At 65.0% G+C, this 23,847-nt stretch carries 24 protein-coding genes and 1 riboswitch; of the genes, 17 read left to right on the forward strand and 7 right to left on the reverse strand.

Going from position 1 to position 23,847, the window contains the following annotated elements:
* Positions 1–24: 24 nt before the first annotated feature.
* From BLA15945_RS21795 to metC, 4 genes are read right to left on the reverse strand one after another with little or no spacing between them, the layout of a single operon-like run.
* Positions 25–783, reverse strand: a complete 759-nt coding sequence (locus BLA15945_RS21795; protein WP_174993343.1) for an amino acid ABC transporter ATP-binding protein — start codon at positions 781–783, stop codon at positions 25–27.
* Positions 784–791: 8 nt separating this feature from the next.
* Positions 792–1,442, reverse strand: a complete 651-nt coding sequence (locus BLA15945_RS21800; protein ID WP_059237746.1) for an amino acid ABC transporter permease — start codon at positions 1,440–1,442, stop codon at positions 792–794.
* A 3-nt stretch (positions 1,443–1,445) separates the two neighbouring features.
* On the reverse strand, positions 1,446–2,285 hold the full coding sequence (locus tag BLA15945_RS21805) for an ABC transporter substrate-binding protein (protein WP_174993344.1): 840 nt from the start codon (positions 2,283–2,285) through the stop codon (positions 1,446–1,448).
* A 42-nt stretch (positions 2,286–2,327) separates the two neighbouring features.
* Positions 2,328–3,491, reverse strand: a complete 1,164-nt coding sequence (metC, locus tag BLA15945_RS21810; protein WP_174993345.1) for a cystathionine beta-lyase — start codon at positions 3,489–3,491, stop codon at positions 2,328–2,330.
* 108 nt (positions 3,492–3,599) lie between these two features.
* Between metC and BLA15945_RS21815 the strand changes: the two genes are divergently transcribed.
* Positions 3,600–4,559 (forward strand): LysR substrate-binding domain-containing protein, encoded by a 960-nt coding sequence (locus BLA15945_RS21815; protein ID WP_174993346.1) that lies wholly within the window; start codon positions 3,600–3,602, stop codon positions 4,557–4,559.
* Positions 4,560–4,667: 108 nt separating this feature from the next.
* Here BLA15945_RS21815 and BLA15945_RS21820 read toward each other — a convergent pair whose 3' ends face one another.
* Positions 4,668–5,651 carry an NADPH:quinone reductase gene (locus tag BLA15945_RS21820; protein WP_174993347.1) on the reverse strand — a complete coding sequence of 328 codons (984 nt, stop codon included), beginning with the start codon at positions 5,649–5,651 and terminating at the stop codon, positions 4,668–4,670.
* Between the two features lie 143 nt (positions 5,652–5,794).
* Between BLA15945_RS21820 and BLA15945_RS21825 the strand changes: the two genes are divergently transcribed.
* The gene (locus tag BLA15945_RS21825) at positions 5,795–6,130 is read left to right on the forward strand and encodes a winged helix-turn-helix transcriptional regulator (protein ID WP_174993348.1); all 336 of its coding nucleotides are present in this window, start codon (positions 5,795–5,797) and stop codon (positions 6,128–6,130) included.
* A 76-nt stretch (positions 6,131–6,206) separates the two neighbouring features.
* Here BLA15945_RS21825 and BLA15945_RS21830 read toward each other — a convergent pair whose 3' ends face one another.
* Positions 6,207–7,445 (reverse strand): MFS transporter, encoded by a 1,239-nt coding sequence (locus tag BLA15945_RS21830; protein WP_059237740.1) that lies wholly within the window; start codon positions 7,443–7,445, stop codon positions 6,207–6,209.
* A gap of 102 nt (positions 7,446–7,547) precedes the next feature.
* On the opposite strand from BLA15945_RS21830, the gene BLA15945_RS21835 reads away from it, so the two are divergent.
* The 14 genes from BLA15945_RS21835 (at position 7,548) to BLA15945_RS21900 (ending at position 21,298) form a co-directional block, all read left to right on the forward strand.
* A complete protein-coding gene (locus BLA15945_RS21835; protein WP_217468164.1) occupies positions 7,548–8,513 on the forward strand; it encodes an AraC family transcriptional regulator in 966 nt (321 codons plus the stop codon).
* Between the two features lie 399 nt (positions 8,514–8,912).
* Positions 8,913–10,166 carry an MFS transporter gene (locus tag BLA15945_RS21840; protein ID WP_174993350.1) on the forward strand — a complete coding sequence of 418 codons (1,254 nt, stop codon included), beginning with the start codon at positions 8,913–8,915 and terminating at the stop codon, positions 10,164–10,166.
* A 174-nt stretch (positions 10,167–10,340) separates the two neighbouring features.
* Positions 10,341–11,270, forward strand: coding sequence for a LysR family transcriptional regulator (locus BLA15945_RS21845; protein ID WP_059237737.1), 930 nt, complete (start codon positions 10,341–10,343; stop codon positions 11,268–11,270).
* Between the two features lie 115 nt (positions 11,271–11,385).
* Positions 11,386–11,880 (forward strand): cupin domain-containing protein, encoded by a 495-nt coding sequence (locus BLA15945_RS21850; protein ID WP_059237736.1) that lies wholly within the window; start codon positions 11,386–11,388, stop codon positions 11,878–11,880.
* A 37-nt stretch (positions 11,881–11,917) separates the two neighbouring features.
* Positions 11,918–12,937: a hypothetical protein gene (locus tag BLA15945_RS21855; RefSeq protein ID WP_059237735.1), complete on the forward strand. Its 1,020-nt coding sequence runs from the start codon at positions 11,918–11,920 to the stop codon at positions 12,935–12,937.
* Between the two features lie 56 nt (positions 12,938–12,993).
* Positions 12,994–14,460, forward strand: a complete 1,467-nt coding sequence (locus tag BLA15945_RS21860) for an aldehyde dehydrogenase family protein (RefSeq protein ID WP_174993351.1) — start codon at positions 12,994–12,996, stop codon at positions 14,458–14,460.
* 7 nt (positions 14,461–14,467) lie between these two features.
* Complete coding sequence (locus tag BLA15945_RS21865) at positions 14,468–15,535, forward strand: maleylacetate reductase (RefSeq protein WP_174993352.1); 1,068 nt, start codon at positions 14,468–14,470, stop codon at positions 15,533–15,535.
* A gap of 63 nt (positions 15,536–15,598) precedes the next feature.
* On the forward strand, positions 15,599–15,910 hold the full coding sequence (locus tag BLA15945_RS21870) for a YciI family protein (protein WP_059237732.1): 312 nt from the start codon (positions 15,599–15,601) through the stop codon (positions 15,908–15,910).
* 3 nt (positions 15,911–15,913) lie between these two features.
* Complete coding sequence (locus BLA15945_RS21875) at positions 15,914–16,249, forward strand: Rieske (2Fe-2S) protein (protein WP_174993353.1); 336 nt, start codon at positions 15,914–15,916, stop codon at positions 16,247–16,249.
* Between the two features lie 197 nt (positions 16,250–16,446).
* A complete protein-coding gene (locus BLA15945_RS21880; RefSeq protein ID WP_059237730.1) occupies positions 16,447–17,535 on the forward strand; it encodes a porin in 1,089 nt (362 codons plus the stop codon).
* Positions 17,536–17,720: 185 nt separating this feature from the next.
* Positions 17,721–18,536, forward strand: coding sequence for a MipA/OmpV family protein (locus tag BLA15945_RS21885; RefSeq protein WP_059240827.1), 816 nt, complete (start codon positions 17,721–17,723; stop codon positions 18,534–18,536).
* A gap of 8 nt (positions 18,537–18,544) precedes the next feature.
* A complete protein-coding gene (locus BLA15945_RS21890; RefSeq protein ID WP_059237729.1) occupies positions 18,545–19,219 on the forward strand; it encodes a response regulator transcription factor in 675 nt (224 codons plus the stop codon).
* Between the two features lie 48 nt (positions 19,220–19,267).
* Positions 19,268–20,620 (forward strand): sensor histidine kinase, encoded by a 1,353-nt coding sequence (locus BLA15945_RS21895; protein ID WP_174993354.1) that lies wholly within the window; start codon positions 19,268–19,270, stop codon positions 20,618–20,620.
* A gap of 175 nt (positions 20,621–20,795) precedes the next feature.
* A riboswitch (SAM-I-IV-variant riboswitch) is annotated at positions 20,796–20,899 on the forward strand.
* 42 nt (positions 20,900–20,941) lie between these two features.
* Complete coding sequence (locus BLA15945_RS21900) at positions 20,942–21,298, forward strand: hypothetical protein (RefSeq protein ID WP_174993355.1); 357 nt, start codon at positions 20,942–20,944, stop codon at positions 21,296–21,298.
* Between the two features lie 57 nt (positions 21,299–21,355).
* Here BLA15945_RS21900 and glmS read toward each other — a convergent pair whose 3' ends face one another.
* Positions 21,356–23,185 (reverse strand): glutamine--fructose-6-phosphate transaminase (isomerizing), encoded by a 1,830-nt coding sequence (gene glmS / locus BLA15945_RS21905; RefSeq protein WP_174993356.1) that lies wholly within the window; start codon positions 23,183–23,185, stop codon positions 21,356–21,358.
* 155 nt (positions 23,186–23,340) lie between these two features.
* On the opposite strand from glmS, the gene BLA15945_RS21910 reads away from it, so the two are divergent.
* Entirely contained in the window at positions 23,341–23,832 is a 492-nt protein-coding gene (locus BLA15945_RS21910) for an Lrp/AsnC family transcriptional regulator (protein WP_059237721.1), read from the forward strand.
* The last annotated feature ends 15 nt before the right edge of the window (positions 23,833–23,847 follow it).

The raw sequence follows: 23,847 nt of genomic DNA on the forward strand, positions 1-23,847 counted from the left end.
GGCCGGTGGCCGGTCGGGTGCGCGTCAGGTCTCGATGAGATTGAGGAACTGACGTACGCGCGGGTGGGTGCTGGCCGTGAAGAACGTATCGGGCGTCGTGTCTTCGACCACCACGCCGTTCTCCATGAACACCACGCGATCGGCGACATCCTGCGCGAAGCGCACTTCGTGGGTGACGACGAGCATCGTCATCCCGTTGCCCGCGAGTTCCCGCATGACCGCGAGCACGTCTTCCCGCAAGGCCGGATCGAGCGCGGAAGTCGGTTCGTCGAACAGGATGACTTCCGGGTCCATCGCGAGGCCGCGTGCGATGGCCACGCGCTGCTTCTGGCCACCGGACAGCCGCGCGGGATATTCGCCGGCCTTGTGTGCGAGGCCCACGCGATCGAGCAGGTGCAGGCCGCGCTCGACCGCCTCGCCCTTCCTCACGCCCTTGACGCTCACGAGCCCCTCGATGACGTTTTCCAGCGCGGTGCGATGAGGAAACAGGTTGAACGACTGGAACACCATCGCCGTGCGCTGGCGAATGGCCTTGATGCGTTTCTGCTCGTCGCGCGACAGCGCGGCGCCGCCGGTGCGCGCGATTTCGATGCCGCACACCGACACCGTGCCCGCATCGGGCAGTTCCAGAAAATTCAGCGAACGCAACAGCGTGGTCTTGCCGGAACCGGACGGCCCCATCAGCACGACGACTTCCCCGCGCGCGACGCGGAAGTCGACGCCCCGCAGCACGGCGTTGTCCCCGAACGACTTGGTCAGCCCCTGAACGACGATGGTATGCATGGTGGTCTTCATTGAAAGCGCCGCGACACCCGGCCTTCGAAAATCGTCTGGACGATCGTCAGCACCTGGTTGATGACCCAGTAGATCAGGCCGACCATCAGGAACATCTCGAGGTAGCGGAAAGTGGATGCGCCGACCTGGTCGGCCACGCGCGTGAGTTCGACGACGGTGATCGTGGACGCCAGCGACGTGTCCTTGATCAGCGCGATCATCCGGCTGCCGACGGGCGGAATCGCGATGCGCAGCCCTTGCGGCAGGATCACGCGCCACATCATCTTCCAGTAGTTCATGCCGAGCGAATGCGCGGCCTCCCACTGGCCGCGATCGACCGCATTGATCCCGGCGCGGAAGTTCTCGCTGAGGTACGCCGCGGAAAAGAGCGTGAGCGCCAGCAGGGCGGCGGGCACCGGGTCGAGCGTGATGCCGTAGCGCGGCAGGCCGAAGTAGATCAGCAGGATCTGCACCAGCAGCGGCGTGCCGCGAAAGATCGACACGTACGCGAACGCGACGCCGCGCAGGAACCGGATCGACGACACCCGCGCGAGTGCGACGGCGAGCCCCAGCGCCGACCCGAGCGCGAACGACGCGAGGCCGAGGAACACGGTCATCGTCACCGCGCTTTCGAGCAGCGGCAGCGACCGCACGAAGAGATCGAACATGCGTTACTCCTTCTGCGCTTTCGCCTTGGCGATGTTGCCGACCATGTCGTAAGTCGGGCCGACCCAGCGCTTCGCGAGCCGTTCGAGCGTGCCGTCGGCGGCCATGTCGTCGATTGCCTTGTCGACGGCGGCGAGGAGCGCCGGTTGTCCCTTCACGAGCGCCGGCGCGGAAAGCTGATAGATCAGCGGCTCGCCGACTTCCTTGACCGGCAGGTGATTCACGTTCGCGTATTTCATCCCGCCGAAGTGGGAGATGATGACGGCGTCGAGCCGCCCGCTGCCGAGATCGTTGAACACGAGCCCGCCGTTGTCGTATGCGCGGATGTCGGAATCCTTCAGGTGCGCGCGTGCCCATGCCTCGTTCGACGAGCCGGTGGTGACGCCGACGCGCTTGCCCTTGAGGTCCGCCTGCCCGTGGATGTCCGTGTTGTCGGTGCGCACGAAGATGCGGAAATCCTCGACGCCGTACGGCTTCGCGAAATCGACCTGCTTGCTGCGCTCGGTAGTGGGCGTCAGGTCGTTCATCACGAGATCGTACTTGCCGGCCTTGAGCCCCTCGACGAAGTTCTTGTACGCATCGGCGATGAACACGACCTGCTTCACGCCGATGCGCTTGCCGACTTCGCGCGCGACTTCGACGTCATAGCCGGCCGGCTGGTTGCGATCGTCCAGCAGGCTCCACGGCGGGCTGCTCTGCGTGTTCGCGACACGCAGCGTGCCGCTGGTGCGCGCGGCCGCGAGCAGGTCGGCAGCGCCGGCCTGGACGCTGGACAACGCCAGCGCGCCCGTGATGCCGAGCGTGACCAGGCATCTGGCCAACGCGCGTGTGGTCTGGTTTTTCATGGTGTCTCCTTGGGTGTCGGTTGGTCGCGCATGACCGTCGCGTTATGCGTCGCGGTTCCTGACGTCGGTGAACGCGGCGAGGCCGGTGCACAGATCGTCGATCAGCAGATCGGGGGATTCGAGCCCGATCGACAGGCGGACGATCGGCTGGTCGGTCAGCGGGAACGGGCGCTGTGCCTGCAGCGGCGCCGGGTAGTACGCGGCGAGGCTATGGACGCCGCCCCAGCTCGCGCCGATCGCGAAGTGGCGCAGCGCATCGAAGAACGCGGTGAACGCGGCTTCCGGTGCGGGTTCGAGCATCAGCGAGAACAGGCAGCCGTTGCCGGAGAAATCGCGCTTCCAGATCGCATGGCCCGCGTCGGACGGCAACGCCGGAAACAGCACCTTGCGAACGGCCGGATGGGATTCGAGCGCTTGCGCGACGCGCAGTGCCGCCGCGCTTTGTGCATCGAAGCGCACCCTGAGGGTTTCGAGGCCGCGCAGCACGAGGAAACAGTCGTCCGGGCTGGCCTGCTGGCCCAGGATGCTCTGCGTCTCGCGCAACGTCTCGTAGTGGCCGAAGTCGTTCATGCTGATCGCGCCGAGCAGCAGGTCGGAGTGACCGCCGAACAGCTTCGTGGCCGCTTCGACGCTCAGGTCCACGCCGTGTTCGAGCGGACGGAACGCGAGCGGGCTGGCCCACGTGTTGTCCATCATCGTCATGACGCGATGGCGGCGCGCGACTTCGACGATCGCGGGAAGGTCCGGCACTTCCATCGTCACCGTGCCCGGCGATTCCATGCAGATCATCCGCGTGTTCGGTTTCACGTACCGCTCGATCTCGGCGCCGATCGCCGGTTCGTACAGTTCGACTTCCACGTCGAACAGCGCGAGCCATTTCTGCGCGAAGGTCTTGAGCGCGCCGTAGCACGCGGCCGACACGAGCAGGTGATCGCCGCCGCGCACGAAGCCCATGACGGACGTCATCAGCGCGGCCTGCCCGGACGGCGCGAGCACGCAGTGCGCGCCGCCTTCGAGCGCGGCGATGCGGCGCTCCAGTTCGCGCGCCGTCGGCGTGCCGGTGATGCCGTAGCTGTAGCCGTCGGGCTGGCGTTCCTTGCGGCGGGCGAAATCGTCGAGCGAGTCGAACACGACGGTCGAGGCGCGCATGACCGCCGGCGACAGGCTGCGGAACGGTTGCGGGGGGAGCGGCGGGGTGGTGGTCATGATGCGGGTCGGTACTCCGTGGCTGGAAACTGGATGACGTGAAGTTTTACTTTCGCGCCGGTTTGCAGCAACATCGGAAATAATTAGGTTGATAAGCCGAGGTTATAGGTGGGCGTGCGCGATATCGAGGTGTTCCGGGCCGTGATGAACGCCGGCAGTACCAGCAAGGCGGCCGGCGTGCTGGAGATTTCGCAGCCGGCGGTGAGCCAGTCGATCCGGCGGCTGGAGAGCATGGCCGGGTTCCGGCTGTTCGAGCGCGTGCGCAGCCGTCTCGTGCCGACGCAGGAGGCCGTCGCGCTGATGCGCGACGTGGACCGCTACTTTCTCGGTTTCGAGGTGATCGAACACCGGATCCGTAGCCTGCGTTCGTATGGATTGGGGCGGCTCGCGATCGCGTCGCTGCCCGCGCTCGGCACCGGGTTCCTGCCGCGCGTGATCGCGTCGTTCGATGCGGCGGCGCGCGACGTGCAGATTTCGCTGCAGGTGATGAGCTCGCGCGAGGTTCACGAGAAGGTGTCGGCCGGGCAGGTGGATTTCGGGTTGATGTCCGACGAGATGTCGATGGCCGGGCTGGAGCACTCGTCGTTCGTCAGCATGCCGGGCGTGGCCGTGATGAGTGCGCGTCACCCGCTCGCCGCCAAAAGCGTGATCAAGGCCGAGGATCTGTCGCAGACGCCCTTCATCGCGCTGAACCCGGAGGACAGCACGCGATTGCGGCTCGAAACGCAGTTGCGCGGGCTCGGCGTCGTGTTGAAACCGCTGGTGGAAACGCCTTACTCGCATACCGTGTGCGAACTCGCGCTGGCCGGCGTGGGCGTGGGGTTCGCGCACCCGCTCGTGGCGCTCGATTTCGTGCCGCGCGGGCTGGTCGTCAGGCCGTTCGACGTCGATGTCGCGTTTACGGGCGTGCTGGTGTTTCGTCCGGGCACGCCGATGTCGGAGAACGCGCGGGTGTTTCTCCAGCACATGCGGATTCAGCTGGAGGCCGACCGGAATGCGCTGGTGGCGCTGTCCGGCAGGAAGGGGCGGGGGCGGGATGCGCGAGCGGCGACGGGCGGTGGGAGATGACCCGGCACCGGTGGGCCCGACGGCGACGGCGCGGGCTCGTCGAGCAAGCCATGCGAACGACTTGACGCACGTGTCGACGAGCGCCGGCGATGGCCGATCGAAGCCGAATCAGTTGTGTACCAGCACCTTGCCGATGACCTGGCCCGATTCCAGCGCTTCGTGTGCATCGATCACCTGGGTCAGTGGCACCTTCATGCCGATTCGGGGCGAGTAGGCGCCCGCTGCGACGCATGCGTCGATGTCGCGGATGGCAGCCTGCTTGGCTTCGCCGGGCACGTGATAGATATAGACGAAACGCAGTACGCAGCCGTGCATCATGGCCTTCAGCAGCGGAACCGGCAGCGCGTCCGTTGCACCGGCCGTTGCATAGGCGCTGATCACGCCGCCTTGCGACAAGCAGGCAAGATCAAGGTCGAGGTTGGATTTCAGGTCGACGTCGACGATACGGTCGACCCCGTGCCCGCCGGTTGCATCGAGAATGACGCGTGCGCCATCCGCGGCGTGCCGGTCGATGACCAGATCCGCGCCGTTCGCTCGTGCGACGGCAGCCTGTTCGGCGTTCCTGACCGATGTCGCAACCCACGCGCCCGCCCATTTCGCCAGCAGGATCGCGGCGGTGCCGACGACGCCCGCGCCGCCGTGAACCAGTACCGGTCGCCCAGCCAGGCTGCCGTCGGCGAACAGGCAACGATGCGCCGTCAATGCCGGAATGCCGAGTGACGCGCCCACGTCGAACGACACATGGCCCGGCAGGCGAACCGCATGGCTTGACGGAACGACGACGTATTCGGCCGCCGTGCCGGCGGCGCGGCCGAATTGCGCCTCGTAGATCCAGACCCGCTCGCCGAGCCGGTCCGGCGATACGCCGGGGCCGACCGCATCGATGATGCCTGCGCCGTCCTGGTGAGGCGTGATGCGCGGGAAGGGCATCGCGGAGGAGAACCCGGCACGCGCTTTCATGTCGGTCGGATTCAGTCCGGAGACATGGACGCGGACGCGTACTTCGTTCGGCCCGGGCGCCTGCGTCGGCAATTCGCCGACGATCAGGACATCCCGGGCGGCACCCTGACGCTCGTAGAACACTGCTTTCATCTGTCTTGCTCCGATGGGTTTCCTGCAACTGGGGCATGCCGTGCGGTCTTGACCGCCGCCCGGAAAAATTCTGCGTTGCAGGGATATCGATGGCAAGTAAGTACGAGTTTGATATATAGGGTAAATTTTTATACTATTGGCCGATGGAGAAACCCAATACGAACGCATACCGATGTACGGTAGCGGCAACGGTCGACGTCATCGGCGGAAAGTGGAAGCCGTTGATCATCTATTATCTGCTCAGTGGTACGAAGCGATTCGGCGCGCTTCGCACGGCCATCGGCAGCGTCACGCAACGATCGCTGACGTTGCAGCTTCGGGAGCTTGAAGCGCACGGCATCGTTTCCCGGGCGGTATTCGCGGAGGTCCCGCCCCGAGTGGAATATTCGTTGACGGACGTGGGGCGAACCCTCGCGCCCGTGCTCGACGCGATGAAAGACTGGGGCGACAGCTACGTTGCGCGGGGCGAGTCGCGGTAAGTGCATTCGGATCGGGGCGCGCCAGCTCCGGTGACGGGCGGCACGCGCCGGATCGGTGCGCGCGGCCGCCCGCCGGTCAAACATGCAGTGTCGGCAGTGCGCCGGATTGCGCGGCCGGCACGCCGACACGCAGAACGATCAACAGTGCCGCAAGCAGCATCACGATCCCGCCTGCGACGAACACGCCGGTGATGCCGCTGAAGCTGAACATCGCCCCGCCCGCGGCTGCGCCCGCCGCAATCGACGATTGCACCGATGCGACGACCATTCCGCCGGCGCTTTCCGCCTGATCGGGCACCGCGCGCGTCACCCAGTTCGACCACGCGACCGGCACGCCGCCGAACGCCATCCCCCAGAACGCGACCAGCAGTGCATGTCCGGCGACGGATGCCGGCAGCATCACCAGCGCGAATGCCGCGATGCCGACGAGGCAGGGCATCAGCGCCAGCGTGCCGCGCAGGCTGCGTTCCATCAGGAATCCGGTGATCAGCGTGCCGGCGAAATTCGCGATGCCGAACCCGAGCAGCATCAGCGCGAGCCCGTCCGGGCCGACACCCGCCGTGCTTTCCAGGAACGGCCGGATATACGTGAACAACGCGAAATGGCCCGTGTGCGCGAGTACGCAACCGAACATGCCAATCGCGACGCCCGGGCGCAGCAGCAACTGCAGCACCGTGTTCAACCGCACGGTGCCGCGCGGCGCCATCCGAGGCAGCGTGAACCACTGGAACAGCAGCGTCGTCGCGCCGACCGCCGCCGCTGCGATGAACGCGCTGCGCCACCCGAACAGCCCGCCGAGATAGCTGCCCAGCGGCACGGCGACGACCGTGCCGACGGCAATGCCGCTGAAGACGATCGACAGCGCACGCGGCAGCAGCGCCGGCGGCACCAGACGCATCGCGACGGCCGCGGCCATGCTCCAGAAGCCGCCGAGCGCGATGCCGAGCAGGATCCGCATCGCCAGCAGCATCGCGAGGCTGGAAGACAGCGCCACCAGCAGGTTGGACGCGATCATCAGCGTGCTGAAACCGAGCAGCACCGTCCGCCGGTCGAGCCTGCGCGTCAGGCCCGGCACCAGCAAGCCGGCGAACAGCGCGACCACGGCCGTGACCGTGACCGCCTGGCCGGCCAGCGCTTCCGATACGTGCAATCCGGTCGCCATCGGCGTCAGCAGGCTGGCCGGCAGATACTCCGCGGTCAGCAGCCCGAACACGCCCATCGCCAGCGAGAACACGGCCGTCCATGCGGGCTCGGTCACGGCCGCGCTGCGACGACCGTCGTCGCCGGGTACGGCGCTGGAAACACATTCGCTCATGACAAGACATTCCTCGGAAAGTTGATTTCAGAGCGAGTCTAGGTGGGATGGTCAGGATGATCTATGATAGAAAGCCTTGAATTTTTACCTGAAACCCCGAAGATGACTTTGCCGGACCCGTTCGCGCTGTCGTCCGACCTGATCAGCGAGCTGCTGACCGGCATGCGCCTGCGTGGCGTCCAGTACCGCCGCATCGAGGCCGGGCCGGCGTTTGGCCTGGGCTTCGATACGCGGCCCGGGCACGCGTACTTCCACTTTCTCGCGGTCGGCTCCGCGGTACTGCGCACCGAAGACGGCACGCTGCACGAACTGTCGGCCGGCAACGCGGTGTTCCTGCCGCGCGGCGACGCGCACCAGCTCCTGTCCGGCACCGATCAGCCGGTCCGCGATATCGACACGTTCGACGCCGCTCCGCTGGGCGACACGGTGAGCGCCGTGAACGCGTGTCCCAGCAAGAGCATGACGCCCGGTGCGATCCTCTTCACCGGCTGCATGGCGTTCGATCTCGGCGGCATGCAGGCGCTCGGCCGGTTGATGCCGGGCGTGATGGTGGTCGATGCGAAGGGGAAGCGCTATCCGGGGCTCATGCCGATCCTCGCGTCGATGAAGCGCGAAATCTGCTCAGGGCGCATCGGCTTCGCCGGCGTCCTCGCGCGCCTCGCCGACGTGGTGGCGGCCATGCTTGTGCGCGGCTGGGTCGAATGCGGCTGCGACAACGCATCCGGCCTGGTGGCTGCATTGCGCGACCCCCGGCTGGCGCGGGCGATCCTGGCGCTGCATCGGCAGCCCGATCGGGTCTGGAGCGTGTCCGAACTGGCCGCCGAGTGCCATATCTCGCGCTCCGTGTTCGCGGAGCGTTTCCAGGCGACGATCGGCACGCCGCCGTTGCGTTATGCGACGGAGTTGCGAATGCGCGTGGCCAGCCAGTGGTTGAACCACGACCGGCTGCCGATCGAGACGGTGGCGCTGAAGCTCGGCTATGCGTCGCAAGCTGCGTTCAGTCGCGCGTTCAAGCGCGTGACGGGGGTGCCGCCGGGGGCCAGCCGGCAGGTTGTTCGGGGTACGTAGAAACCGTCGATGCCGTTGCGCCGGTCGAACCGGCTGCATCGTCCCTGCTCGCGAAGCAGAGCGCCGATGCGTCGATGTCTATGAGGGATTCCCCCGTAACACGCGAGTGGGCACGACGTCCACGTTGCGTGCACCCGCTCCACGCTGTCCCGCCGTCCGTTCCAGCCTACCCCTGCCGATTATTTGCGTTTCGCGAATGGCGCGTTCGCCGGTTGTTCCATACCCGATTCGCGGCCGTGCACCTATCGTGGTGGCGTCGGTCGAGTGAATTTGATTCGTCGAATCCGAAAGGCGGCCGGCACTTCCTCGCGATTCACGTCGCACACAAAAATCATCGGACCTGACCCATGCGCAGGCGCTCCGGCGCGCGCAGGCGAACCGGCGTCCACGGAGACGGACATGAAAGCAAACGAGTGGGATACCTCATACGAGTGGAAGGCGGTGACGCTGCTGGCGCTCGGTTTCGGGCTGGTCGGCCTCGACCGCTGGCTCATCGCGCCGCTGTTCCCGTCGATCATGAAGGACCTGAACCTGACCGCGCAGGACGTCGGCAACTGCATCGGCGTGCTCGGGCTGTCGTGGGGCATCTTTGCGGCGCTGATGGGCGGCATCTCCGACAAGGTCGGCCGCCGGAAGGTGCTGATTCCGGCGATCGTCGCGTTCTCGCTGTTGTCCGGTTTCTCGGGGCTCGCGGGCGGGCTGCTCGGCCTGATGGCGATTCGCGGGCTGATGGGCGTCGCGGAGGGTTCGTTCTGCCCGACGAGCTTCGCCGCGACGGCCGATGCGTCGCATCCGCGGCGGCGCGGGCTGAACCTCGGCCTGCAGCAGAGCGGCTTTGCGCTGTTCGGGCTCGCGCTGTCGCCGATCATCGCCACGCAGTTGCTCGGCTTCGTGTCATGGCGCTGGGTCTTTGCGCTCGTGGCCGTGCCCGGCCTGATTCTCGGCGCGATCATGTTCTTCGTGATCCGCGAGCCGAAGGTCGTGAAGGAGGTCGCGTCCGAACCGGCGCCCGCGTCGCTCGGGCATGTGCTCAAGAGCCGCAACATCCTCGTGGCAATGGCCGCGCTGTGCTGCGCGATGACCGGCGTCTTCGTGCTCGGCGCGCTGCTGCCGCTGTACCTGACCGATTACCTGTCGCTCGGCACGCAGAAGATGGGCCTCGTCGTCTCGGCGATCGGCTTCGGCGGTTTTCTCGGGCAGTTCGGGTTGCCGGGGCTTTCCGACCTGGTCGGCCGCCGCATCGCGAGCATCGTCGGGTTCGTGGGCACGGCCGTGATGCTCTACATCTTCCGTGGCCTCGGCCCGCAGCCGCTCGCGCTGTTCGGCGTGCTGTTCGTCGCGTCGTTCTTCACGCTCGGGCTGGTGTCGCTGCTGTCCGGCCCGGTGGCGACCGAGGCCGCCCCCATCGGCCTCGTGTCGACGTCCATCGGCATGGTGGTCGGCGTAGGCGAGATCTTCGGCGGCGGCATTGCGCCGGCGATGGGCGGCTACGTTGCCGCACACTTTGGCATCCAGAACATTCTGTGGCTGCCGATGGGCTCGGTCCTGCTGGGAATCGTGGTCAGCCTGTTGCTGAAGGAAACCGCGCCGGCCGTGCTGCAGCGTCGCGCGGTCGTGCGGCCGGACCTGGTGGCCGGAGAGCAGTCGCGGTAATGCCGGCGCGGGCATACCGGCGCGGGCGTACCGGCGCGGGCATACCGGCGAACGCCGGTACCGGTGCGCCCGGCAATTGACATCGATTTGGCGACACTGTGACGCCTTTCGCATGACACAGCCCGATACCCGCACAGGTAGACTGCCTGTTTCGCTGTCGAAAAAGGGCGCGGTATGGACCGGTTCCTGAGCATCGAAGCATTCGTGAGAGTGGCCGAGGCAAGCAGCTTCGCGGAGGCCGCGCGGCAACTGGGGGTGACGAGTTCAGTCGTGACGAATCGCATCCAGCAACTCGAGAAGTTCGTCAACGCGCCGCTGTTCCATCGCAGCACGCGCCACGTGCGGCTGTCCGAAGTGGGCGAGGCGTTCTATCGCGAGTGTGCGGAGGTGGTCGGGCGCGTCAACGAGCTGACGGACCAGATGCGCGAGCTTCGCGCGACGCCGACCGGGCGGCTGCGCATCCAGATACTGCCCGGGTTCGCGCTCGATCACTTCGGCGCGCCGCTCGCCGCATTCAATCAGCGCTACCCGGGCATCCAGCTCGACATCATCGTCAATGACCGTGTCGTGGACCCTGTCGAAGAAGGGTTCGACATCGCGTTCCAGATCTTCCCGCCGATTTCCGAATCGCTGATCGAGCGACGGCTGTTCACGGTCCGGCGCCTCTTTTGTGCGGCGCCCGCGTACGTCGACGCGCATGGTGCGCCACAACATCCACGCGATCTGCTGCAGCACACGACAGCGCTGTATTCGGGCTACCCGTCGCGCAACCGCTGGACGATGACGCGCGGCGACGAGGTGGTCGAAATGGAGCTGCCGGGCATGATTCGCTCGAACTCCGTTCACCTGCTGCGCGAATACGCGCTGACGGGCGGCGGTGTCGTCTGCTTGCCCACGCTCGTGGCGAGCGAAGCGCTCGTCGCGGGCCGCCTGGTGCCGATCCTCACCGACTATCAGCTCGCGCCGCTGAGCTTTGCCGCCGTCTATCCCGCAACGCAGCGACAGGCGTTGAAGGTGAAGGCCCTGGTCGAATTCCTCGCCGAATACATCGGCGACGAATCCCCGTGGGATCTCCCGCTGCTGGAGCGCGGCTGGGTGCGTTGAACCGCGCGGATTATTCGCGAAACGCAAATGCCGTAATCGCCATCCGTTGCCTTGTTGCTGCTGTCCCTTGCCCCTAGAGTTGAATCCAACAAGCGGTTCAACTCAGGAGACAGCAATGACCAGCACGGCATTCCACACCGTCTTCGGTTCGCTCGATGGCTATCGGAAGGGCGAGATCGAAATCACCAGCGGCAGCGCGCAGCACTACGCCTTCTCGAATGTCTTCGAGGTGGCGTCGAAGTCGGCCCCTTACGAAAAGGTCGTCGCCGGCAAGAATCTCGAATACGTGATCGAAGTGTTGAGGACCGACGGCCAGTCGCCGTGGTTCGCCTGCGCGCATGACGAGTTCACGATCCAGATGGACGGCGAAGTCCGGATCGAATTCATCAAGCTCGACAATCCGCCGGCATCGGGTCGCGGCACCGTGAGCGCCGGCACGCAACCGGCCGGCCGGAACATGGGGTACGTCGTATTGCGCCAGGGCCATCAGGCGCTGCTGCCGGCCGGCTGTGCGTATCGCTTCACCGCGAGCCGGCCGGGCGTCGCGCTCGTGCAGACCATCCTCGGCGAGCTGTCGGTCGAGAAGTGGGCCGAGATCTGCCTGCACTGACCTTCCGACCTCATTCGACTATCCCAGGAGACACGTTATGGCCACCCTCGAAACCCTCGACCCGTCCACGGGCTTTGCCGCCGATCTGGTGCGATCGACCGAAGCCGATGCCGTCACCGGCTACCGCCGCTTCCAGCTCGGCGAATTCGGGTTCCAGCGCGACGAATACTTCGTGAAGATCAGCTGGCCCGCGAAAGGCCAGACGCGTACGCATGCGATGCCAGCGGACGCATTCCTGCGCGCGATGATGCGCGACGTGGCGTGGGGCTTCTTCTACGGCTGGGTGAATTTCGATCACGTGTTCGGCACGCGCAATCACTACGGCAAGGTCGACATGTATGCAGGCACCTTCAACGGCATCCTGAAGGACGCCGGTGTCGATTACACCGAGACCTTCGAAACGCCGACGATCATGGCGACCTTCAAGGCAATGCTGCACGACTGGACCAACGAAGGCTTCGACCCGTTCGCGGCGCCGGAGGAAACGGGCACGGCATTCGGGCGCAAGCACGGCGAAAACGGCTCGGCGATCGAGCGCACGCGTATCGCGACGCGCCGCATGCCGGGCCTCGAAGGCGACTCGCCGCTGCGCGACGCGCTGCCGGTCAACCGTGCGTTCCTCGACGTCGCGCAGGACGAGCCGGAGGTGCACGTCGAACCGGGCTTCGAGGGCGAACTGCACGCGTTCAACCTGTTCAAGTACCTGTCGCGCTCGGACGTCACGTGGAATCCGTCGGTCACGTCGGTGTGCGGGCGCAGCCTGTTCTGCCCGACCACCGAGGAATTCATCCTGCCGGTGTTCCATGGCAACGACCGCGTCGAATGGTTCCTGCAACTGTCCGACGAAATCGTGTGGGACATCGGCGACAAGAACACCGGCGCGCCGCGCGCACGCATCACGATGCGCGCGGGCGACATCTGCGCGATGCCGGCCGACATCCGGCACCAGGGCTACTCGACGAAGCGATCGATGCTGCTCGTCTGGGAAAACGCGACGCCGAACCTGCCGCAACGCTACGAAAGCGGCGAGCTCGCGCCGTACCCGATCGCGTTCTGAGCCGCGTTTTTGCTACCGATTCAGCTTTCGCTTCCGCAATACACCGAGGACGATTCATGCAAACCCAACTCTTCATCGACGGGCGCTTCGTTGACGCCGTCGACCGCGGCACGATCGACGTGCTGAACCCGCACGACGGCTCCGTCATCACGAAGATCGCGGCGGCCACCGCGGCGGACGTCGATCTGGCCGTCGAAGCCGCGACGCGCGCCTTTCCCAAATGGTCGGCGATGCCGGCGGCCGAACGCGGCCGTCTGCTGCTGCGCCTGGCCGACGCGATCGAAGCCAACGCGGAGGCGCTGGCGCAGCTCGAATCGCTGGACACCGGCCACCCGATTCGCGATTCGCGGTCGCTCGACGTGCCGCGTACGGCCGCCTGCTTCCGCTATTTCGGCGGCATGGCCGACAAGCTGCAAGGCTCGGTGATTCCGGTCGAGACCGGTTTCCTGAATTACGTGCAGCGTGCGCCGATCGGCGTCGTCGGCCAGATCGTGCCGTGGAATTTCCCGCTGATGTTCACGAGCTGGAAGATGGGCCCGGCACTCGCCGCTGGCAATACGGTGGTGCTCAAGCCGTCGGAAATCACGCCGCTGTCGACCTTGCGCATCGTCGAGCTGATGGCCGAAGTCGGGTTCCCTGCGGGCGTCGTCAATATCGTGCCCGGCTACGGGCATACGGCGGGCCAGCGGCTCGCCGAACATCCGGGCGTCGGCAAGATCGCGTTCACCGGTTCGACGGCGACCGGCCGCCGGATCGTCGAAGCGTCGCAGGGCAACCTGAAGCGCGTGCAGCTGGAGCTGGGCGGCAAGGGCGCCAATATCGTGTTCGACGATGCGAATCTCGACGCGGCGATCAACGGCGCTGCGTGGGCGATCTTTCACAATCAGGGGCAGGCGTGCATCGCGGGTTCGCGGCTCGTGCTGCACGAACGCATCGCGGACGCGTTCCTCGAGCGGTTCGTCGCGCTCGCGTCGTCGATCAGGATCGGCAATCCGCTCGATCCGAATACGGAAATGGGGCCGCTCACGTCGAAGCAGCACCTCGACCGCGTGCTGTCGTATGTCGACGTCGCGCGCGAGCAGGGTGGCCGCGTGCTGACGGGCGGCAGCGCGCCGCAGGATCCGGCGCTCGCCAATGGCTACTACGTGCGCCCGACGATCATCGAGGCCAGGAGCGCGGCCGATCGTGTTGCACAGGAAGAAGTGTTCGGCCCGTTCGTCACCGTGCTGCGCTTCGGCAGCGACGAGGAGGCGCTTGCGATTGCCAACGCAACGGAATACGGGCTCGGCAGCGGCCTCTGGACCCAGAATCTCTCGCGTGCGCACAAGATGGCGTCGCAGATCAACGCGGGCATGTGCTGGATCAACTGCTACAAGCGCGTCAATCCGGGCAGCCCGTTCGGCGGCGTCGGCAAGTCGGGCTACGGCCGCGAGATGGGTTTCGAGGCCATGCACGACTACACGGAAGCACGCTCGGTGTGGGTCAACGTCGACGGCAACGTGCCGCCGCATTTCAAGCGCTGAGGCTCTCATGGAGCGCTTTGTCTATCAGGGCACCCCTTCGCGCGTGGTATTCGAATGGGGGGCGCTCGACAAGTTGCCGGACGAACTGTCGACGCTCGGCGCCCGTCGTGCGCTCATCCTGTCCACGCCCGAACAGCGGCATCTCGCCGATCGCGTGAAGAGCGTGCTGGGCGAGCGTGCGGCCGGCGTATGCGCGCAGGCCGTCATGCACGTGCCGGTCGAAGTCGCGCGTGCCGCGCGCGAGATGGCGGCCGCGCTGGGCGCGGACTGCTGCATCGCGATCGGCGGCGGCTCGACGATCGGGCTGGGCAAGGCCATTGCGCTCGAATCGTCGCTGCCGATCCTGGCCGTGCCGACGACTTACGCGGGCTCGGAAATGACGCCGATCTACGGGATCACCGAAGGCCGGCTGAAGCGCACCGGGCGCGATGTGCGCGTGCTGCCGCGTACCGTGATTTACGACCCGTCGCTGACGTTGTCGCTGCCGCCGGGCATCTCGGCGGCGTCGGGCGTCAATGCGATGGCGCACGCGGTCGAGGCGCTCTATGCGGAAGACGCGAACCCGGTGATCAGCTTGATGGCCGAAGAGTCGATTCGCGCGCTCGGCGAAGCGTTGCCCGCGGTGGTGCGCGATCCGGAGGATCGGACGATGCGCAGCCGCGCGCTGTATGGTGCGTGGCTTGCCGGGACCTGCCTCGGCGCGGTCGGCATGGCGTTGCACCACAAGCTTTGTCACACGCTCGGCGGCACGTTCAACCTGCCGCACGCGCAGACGCACGCGGCGATGTTGCCGCATACCGCACATTACAACCATGCCGCGGCGCCTGATGCACTACGCCGCGTTGCGCGGGCGCTGGGCGGGACCGATGCGGCCGACGCCGGCCCGCTGCTGTTCAGGCTGAACGAGCAGCTTGGCATCGCGCCGGCGCTCGCCGGAATCGGAATGCCTCGGGAAGGGCTCGACGAAGCGGCCGACCTCGCGTGCAAGAACCCCTATGCCAATCCCCGGCCGATCGAACGCGCGGCGATTCGTGCGTTGCTTCAGGACGCATGGGACGGTCGCGCGCCGCATTGAGCGGCCGGATGCGCCAACGGAGAAAGACGTGATGAATGACCTCATCGACCGGAGCTGATCGTCATGGCTCGATTTTTCGCGGTGTTTGCGACGGACCAGCCCGGCATGCGCGACGTGCGCGACCGCGTGCGTCCGATTCACAGGACGTATCTGCGCTCGGCTGCCGAGCACGGCGTGTACGTGCGGCTCGGCGGGCCGACGCTCGACCCGCACGGCGACGCGATGAACGGAACGCTGCTCGTCGTCGAGGCGGACGACCTTCATGCGGTGATGCAGTTCGTCGGAAACGACCCGTATGTGAAGGAAGGGCTGTTCTCGCACGTGGAAGTGCGTCCGTGGGACTGGAGCCTCGGCAACCCCGAGCAACGGGTGTGAGCGATGGAAGCGAAACAACTCTGCCGCGTGTCCGAGGTGCCTGATGGCGGCGCGCGCGTGGTCGACGAAGCCTGCATCGGACGTCCCGTCATCGTGGTGCGGCGTGGCGAGCAAGTATGGGCGTATGTGAATCGGTGCCCGCATTTCTCCGTGCCGCTCGATTTCGTGCCGGGCGATGTTTCCTGCTATCGGTCGCAGGTGCTGATGTGTGCGCATCACAGCGCGCTGTTTCGCTTCGATGACGGCGTGTGTATCGACGGGCCCTGCACGGGGGCCGGACTGGAAACCGTCGCGGTCGAAGTGGATTCCACGGCTTGGGTCATCTTTCGAGGCGCTTGATTCACGGGTTTGGATCCAGGCGGGTTTGAAGCCGGTTCTTGTGCGAATTGTCGTGTTTGTAAATAAGTAAAACTAATCATATTTCCGATGTTGATGTAGCTGCCTGAATCCAGGCGATTTTTCACGAAGCAACAAGCGGGCAAGCGCCACCCAGTGTGGCGACGGACGCGTATTTCCATAAAAAAGACGGAGACAACATGAAACTCAGGTTTGGCGTATTCGCAGTTCTTGCCGTTGCGCAGGGCGCGTGGGCGCAGAGCAGTGTGACGATGTTCGGTCTGATCGACTCCGGCATCTCGTATGTCAGCAACGAGGGCGGCGGAAAGAACGTCAAGTTCGACGACGGCATCTACGCGCCCAATCTCTTCGGCTTTCGCGGCACCGAAGATCTCGGTGGCGGGTACCACGCAACATTCGCGCTCGTGAACCAGTTCTCGATGGCGAACGGCAGCATCGTCGGGACCGGAATTTTCGGGCGCAACGCCTACGTGGGCATCGATAGCGACCGGTTCGGCAGCATCACGCTGGGGAATCAATACGACTTCATGGTGGATTCGCTCTTTTCGAAAGGCAATGCAATTTCGCGAGACATTTCCGGGCTGTACGGATTCCGGAACGGCCCGTTCCAACGTCTCGCGCTTCCCGACAACCCGACCGGCGCGTTCGACTGGGACCGCACCGCAGGCAGCAAGCCGATCGCGAACGCCGTCAAATACAGTTCGCCGACGGTCGCGGGCTTGTCCGGCGGCGTGATGTATGCGTTCGGCGGCGTGGCCGGTTCGGTCGGCGCGGACAACGCGGTCAGCGCCGGGGTGAACTATGAACTCGGGCCGTTCGGCGTGGGGGCGGCCTATACGAACGAGAAGTACGGCCCGGCGCCGGGCGTGCCGTCGACCAGCGTGCGTAACTGGGGCGTCGGGATGCACTACGACTTCGGTGTCGTTGCCGCAAAGGCCTTGATGACGACCGTGCACAACTCGTTCAACGATGCCGGCGTGTGGATGGCCGAAGCCGGCGGTCTGTGGCGGATCCGGCCGGATGTCGTTCTGGGCGCGAAATACATGTACATGAAGGGCAATGAAGCGGTGAGCAACAACCACGCGCATCAGATCAGCATGGCGCTTCAATACCTGTTGTCGAAGCGGACCATGGTGTACGTGTCGGCGGATTATCAGCGGGCGAACAGCGGCGCGAACGCGCAGGTGAATGGCGTGCTGGATCCGAACGGTGCTTCAAGTTCGGCGAGTCAGGCCGTGGCGCGGGTCGGGTTGCATACCGTGTTCTGACGGCGTGTCGCGCCGCGTTCTTCCAGCACGCAGGGCGACACATGCTCGCCCTGCGTCGATATTCCCCATCGCCGAAATTCTCCGCACAGTCCGCAACGCAACGATATTTTTCCTGGTAAGTGAGCGGTAAGTCGACTGGTCCTACAGTAGCCCCCGTTTCGATCGTCGACTCCAGGAAAATGATTGTGAAAACCGCCTTCCACCGCGAACGTCCGTTGTTGCTGCTTGCCGCCTCATTCGCATTGTCGTCTGCTTCCGCCTGGGCCGACGAGAGTATGATCCCGCCCGATGCCGATCATTCGGGGCTGACCATACTCAATAATGCGACCAACGTGACGCATTGGGGATTGGGTGCCGGAGTCGGCATTGAGCCGTCGGTCTACCAGGGCGATAGCAGCCGCGTGCTGCCGTTTCCGCTGGTCTATTTCGACAACAAATGGGTCCAGGCCATCGGTACCACGGCCGACCTGAAAATCGGTAGCTGGAGCGGGGTCAGTGTCGCGCTGCGTGGCCAGTTCTCGATCTTCGACGGCTACAAGGGCTCGGACGCCCCGATCCTGAACGGCATGGAAAATCGCAAGGGCGCGTTCTGGTACGGGCCTGCTCTGTCATGGGGCACCGGGTTCGGCACGTTGTCGGGCACCTTCCTGTTCGGCGGAAACAAGGGCGAGCGCGCGAAAATCGGCTTCGAGAAGGCGTTTGCCTTCGGCCAATTCTCGGTTGCGCCGCATGTCGGCGTGGAATGGCTGAGCGACAAATACGTCGACTACTATTACGGCGTGCGACCATCGGAGGCGCGCGCCGGGCGCGCAGCCTACAGCGCGGGTTCGACCGTGAACGTGTCGGCCGGCACGCGTATCGACTACCGGCCGACGAAACAGCAGACGATCTTTGTGGACGTTGGCGTGTCGCGTCTCGGCGACGCCATCACCGACAGCCCGATCGTCGGAAGACGGTTCGTTCCCGAAGCCAGGGTCGGCTACATGTATCGGTTCAAGTGAGTGCGAGTATGCCAAGAGTGGCGATTGTCGAGGATCATGAGCGCCTAGCCGACCTGTTGTCCCAGGCGCTGGCCGCTGCGGGAATCGAATCCGACCGGTTCGGCAATGTAGGGGAAGCCACCTACGGTGTCGACCGGGCCGACTACGCGCTGCTGATCATCGACCGTGGCTTGCCCGACGGAGAGGGGCTGGCGTTCCTGCGGACGCTGCGCGCGGCAGGGCGCATGACGCCTTGCCTGATGCTGACGGCGCGCGACGCGCTGCACGACCGCATCGACGGGCTCGAAAGCGGGGCCGACGACTATGTGACCAAGCCGTTCGAAATGAGCGAGCTCGTCGCCCGCGTGCGCACGCTGATGCGGCGTCCGGCGTTGCTGACGACGCTCGTCGCGTCGTTCGCGGATGTGAGCGTGGACCCGCCCCAGCGCGCGATGCGCTGCGGCGACCGGACGGTGCTGCTTGCGCCGGCCGAGCTGCAGGTCATGCTGTGCCTGATCGAAGCCGCCGGCCGGACCGTCCGGCATTCAATACTCGAGCATGCCGCCTGGGGGCTCGGGGAGGCGGTCACGCCGAACGCGCTCGAGGTGACCGTGCACCGCTTGCGCAAGAAACTGGCTTCAATCGGTGCGACGATGCGGCTGACCAATATCCGCGGTGCCGGCTTCGCGCTGCGGGATGCATGACGATTCGCCGCGTCTCGCTCGTTGCTGCTTCAGGGTAAGAAACTGACCATGTTCCATCATTGGATTCGACGCCTGTCGACGCGTCTGTGGGTGACCAACGTCGTTGCGTTCGCCATCAGCCTGGCGCTGCTGGCCGCAGTTTCCGCGCATGTCCTCGATCGATATCCGGAGTTCTTCGGGCGGCGGCAGCAGATGGAGAGCATCCGTCATATCGAGGCGGGGTTGAGCTTCGACGCCGATGGGCGTCCGGTAGCGGTGCGATTGGGCGAGCGTCCGGCGCTGATGTTCCGGCTCTTGCCGACCGAGGTGAAGTATCGCGTGCTCGACGCGACGGGCAAGCTGTTGCTGGCCTCGGTGCCGTCGAGCGGCGATCGACCGTGGTTGACGGAAGATCTCGCGAAGGCGGCCGGCAAGGTGCTGCCCACCACGATCGACGGCAACGCGTATGCGATCGCCACGCAGCGCGGATCGAACGGGCGCGTCGTTTATTACGTGCAGGTGGCGCAAAGCAGGCAGCTCGTCGATGCGCTCATCATGTCGAGAATCGATCCGATACCGAAGACCGTCGCATATGTGCTCGTCATTGCAACCATCATCTTCGGGCTGACGCTGCCGCTGACGATCAGTCGCGTGCTGAAGCCGTTGCGGGAAGTATCGCGTGCCGCGAGGGGCATCGAGCCGCGCAACCTGAAGACGCGCTTGTCTTCGGACGGCATTCCCAGCGAGATCAAGCCGCTGATCGATGCGTTCAACGATGCGCTGACGCGGCTCGAGAACGGTTTCGCGGTTCAGCAGCAGTTTCTGGCCGACGCCGCGCATGAGTTGCAGACACCGCTCACGCTGGTCAGAGGCCAGATCGAGTTGCAGCCCGACATCCGGCAGAAGGCACTCCTGCTTCGCGAGATCGACCTGATGGCGCGGCAGGTCAAGCAACTGCTGCATCTGGCCGAAGTCAGCGAAGCGCAGAACTTCTGCTTTGGCGACGTGAACGGCGCCGAAGTCGCGCGCGACGTCGTGAACATGCTGGCCGGCAAGGCCGATGCGAAGCAGGTGAAGCTCCATATCGAAGCACGCGACGCTGCGTCACCGATTCGGGCGGATCGCGGGGCGCTGTTCATCCTGCTCAAGAACATTCTCGAGAATGCGATTAATGCGTCGCCGTCGGACGGCGTTGTCGTGCTGACCGTTCTCGACAAGGCGATCCATATCGACGATGAAGGGCCGGGCATTCAGCGGGAGCATCTGCCGCGGCTCTTCGACCGATATTGGCGGGCGCCTGATTCGCGGTATGACGGTGCCGGTCTCGGGCTGGCCATCTGCAAGGAGATTGCCGTGGCCCATCAATGGAAACTGACGGTCGATGTGCTGGCGACGGGGACGCGGTTCAGTGTGTGGTTTTAGGCCGTGATGAAGGGATTCTGACCCTCATGCAAGGCACGAAGGTCCGTGGGCTCCCCTTGGTGCGAGGGCCGGAAGAGTGGACCTGTCCCGCTGAAGGGTTGCTTTTCACAGACCACTTGCCCGACGTCGTTTTTTCGATATAATGAATCAACGTTCGAAATGTCGAACGTGAGAAGTCAAGCATCCAGAGTCGGATTCTCCGACGCCAACCTGCCCTCCCGGGCAAGGTGGACGCCTCTGAGGCGATGCGGCCGATTTACGGCAACGAAACGGGAGCAGCATGGCTGGCACCGGTTCGGTAATCACTTATCCGGAGCAACCATGAGCCAAGTTTCCTCCGCTTCCCGCCCGGCAGTCTGTGAAGACTGGTCGCAATTCCTTGCCGGTTTCACGTTGACGCATACCGTCCATCTCGTATCGAGACGGAATCCGGGCATCGTCTCGACCGCGGCGGCCGTACTCGAAGGGGAAACGGCGACGGTCGATCGTTGGGCCATCACGCGCTGTGGCGATGTTCTCGAGCAGAAGATCGTTCTCGGTGAAATGACGGAAAGGCAGGCGGTGCGATTGCGTGAACGGCTTGCTGCGCTTGAAGGCGTGCTGCGCACGAAGGTGGAGCATCATTTCGTGCGGGCGGGGTCGGTTGCGCCCGAACATGCATCGGCGAGCGGGCGTTAGGCGAGGCGTTTGCGTTGTCGGTGTATCGGCTGAAAGCGGGGAGAGGAAACGCCCCCCTCACTCCACCGTCACCGACTTCGCCAGATTCCTCGGCTTGTCGATATCCGTCCCCCGCGCCAGCGCAGCGTGATACGCGAGCAGTTGCATCGGCACCGTATGCAAAATGGGCGACAACGGCCCGTAGTATTCATTGAGCCGAATCACCTCGATCCCCTCACTCGGCACCAACCCGCAGTCCACATCCGCGAACACGAACAGCCGTCCATTCCGCGCACTCACCTCGTGCATGTTCGACCGTAGCTTTTCAAGCAGCATGTCATTCGGCGCAACCGCAATCACCGGCATCTCGTTACTCACGAGCGCCAGCGGCCCATGCTTCAACTCGCCCGCCGGATAAGCCTCTGCATGAATATAGGAAATCTCCTTCATCTTCAGCGCGCCTTCCAGCGCGATCGGATAATGCATCCCGCGCCCGAGAAACAGCATGTTGTCGCGTCGTGCGAGCAACTCTGACCACGCCATGATCTGCGGCTCCAGCGCGAGCACTTTCGACATCGCATCGGGCAGATGCCGCAGCGCGCGCAGATGCGCTTTCTCCTCGTCGTCGCTCAACCGCCCGCGCACCTGCGCCAGTGACAAGGTCAGCAGGAACAACGCAACGAGCTGCGTCGTGAATGCCTTCGTCGAAGCGACCCCGATCTCGATCCCCGCACGCGTCACGAACTGCAGTGCGCATTCGCGCATCAACGCACTCGTCGCGACGTTGCAGATCGCGAGCGTATGCGTCATCCCGCTGCGTTTCGCGACATGCACCGCCCCGAGCACATCCGCCGTCTCGCCGCTCTGCGACACCGCGACAACCAGTGTGCGCGGATTCGGCACACCGTCGCGATAACGATACTCACTGGCAATCTCGACGCTCGCCGGCAGCTTCGCGATGCTCTCGATCCAGTACTTCGCGGTCAGCGCCGCGTGATAACTGCCGCCGCACGCGAGCAGCAGCACCGAATCGACGTCATTGAACACACGCCACGCACCGTCGCCGAACAGCTCGGGCATGATCGACGAAACATCGAGCAGCGTATCGGCCACGGCCTGCGGCTGTTCGAAGATCTCCTTTTGCATGTAGTAGCGGTACGACCCGAGATCGGCCGCGCCGCTATGCGCGGCGACGCGTTGCACCGCGCGCTCGACGCGCTGGCCGGCCGCATCGACGATCCAGTAACGATGCAGTTGAATGTCGGCGACGTCGCCGTTCTCGAGATATGCGATGCGATCGGTGATGCCCGACAGCGCAATCGCATCGGACGCCAGGAAATTTTCGCCTTCACCGACGCCCACCACGAGCGGCATCCCGTCGCGCGCGCCGACGATCCGGTGCGGCTCGTCGCGGCACATCACCGCGATCGCATAGCTGCCGCGCAGTCGCGCCACCGCATGCCGGACCGCATCGAACAGGTCGCCGTCGTACAGATGGTCGATCAAATGCGCGATTGCCTCGCTGTCGGTCTGGCTCGCGAATACATAACCGTGCGCCTGCAGCTCCGCGCGCAGTTGATCGCAGTTCTCGATGATGCCGTTGTGCGACAGCGCGATGCGCGCGTTCGCGTCGCTCGGCGAGAAGTGCGGATGCGCGTTGAGCGTGACAGGCGCGCCATGCGTGGCCCAGCGCGTATGGGCGATCCCCGTGTAACCCGACAGCGCATGTTCGGCGATCTCGCGCTGCAGGTTGGCGACCCGATCGACGCTGCGGGCGCGCGCCAGTGCCCGGTCGCGGTAGACCACGACACCGCACGAATCGTAGCCGCGGTATTCGAGCCGCTTCAGGCCGTCGACCAGGTTCGGCAGGATGTCCCGCTGGGCGACCGCCCCGACAATTCCACACATATCGCGCTCCGTAAATGTCCGTCTGGACCCGTGAGAGCGATGGTAGAACCTGTCAAATGGAATTAAATTTCAAAATTCAACAATGAATGAAACGTAAGGATGATCATCTATCATGTTGAAATTAAATTTCACGCCCTGACCGGAAGGAGCCGCCGATGGCCGGCATCACCCTCGACGATCTCGACCTGCGCATCCTCGCGATCCTGCAGGACGACGCGTCGGTGTCGAACCTGCAACTGGCCGAGCGCGCGCTGTCGTCGCCGCCTACCTGCATGCGCCGCGTGCGGCGGCTGACGGAAGCCGGCGTGATCCGCCGGCAGGTCGCGGTGCTCGACCCGGTCGCGATCGGCACGGCTGTCACCGCGCTGATCGAGATCAGCCTCGACCGGCAGACGGCGGAAGACTACGACGCGTTCGAAACGTACGTCTGTGCGGAGCCTGCCGTCACGCAGTGCTACCGCGTGTCGCCGGGGCCCGATTTCGTCGTGGTGGCCGATCTGGCCGACGTCGCCGAATACGACGAATTCGCGCGGCGGCTGTTCACCGGTGCATCGAACGTCCGCAACGTGCGGACGTTCTTCTCGACGCATCGCGCGAAATTCGAAGCGAACGCGCGGGTCGCACATGCGATGCGCAAGCGCACGTGACGTAACCGCGTCGTT

Origin of the sequence: Burkholderia arboris (assembly GCF_902499125.1) — a bacterium.
In the GTDB taxonomy this organism is placed as follows: Bacteria; Pseudomonadota; Gammaproteobacteria; order Burkholderiales; family Burkholderiaceae; genus Burkholderia; species Burkholderia arboris.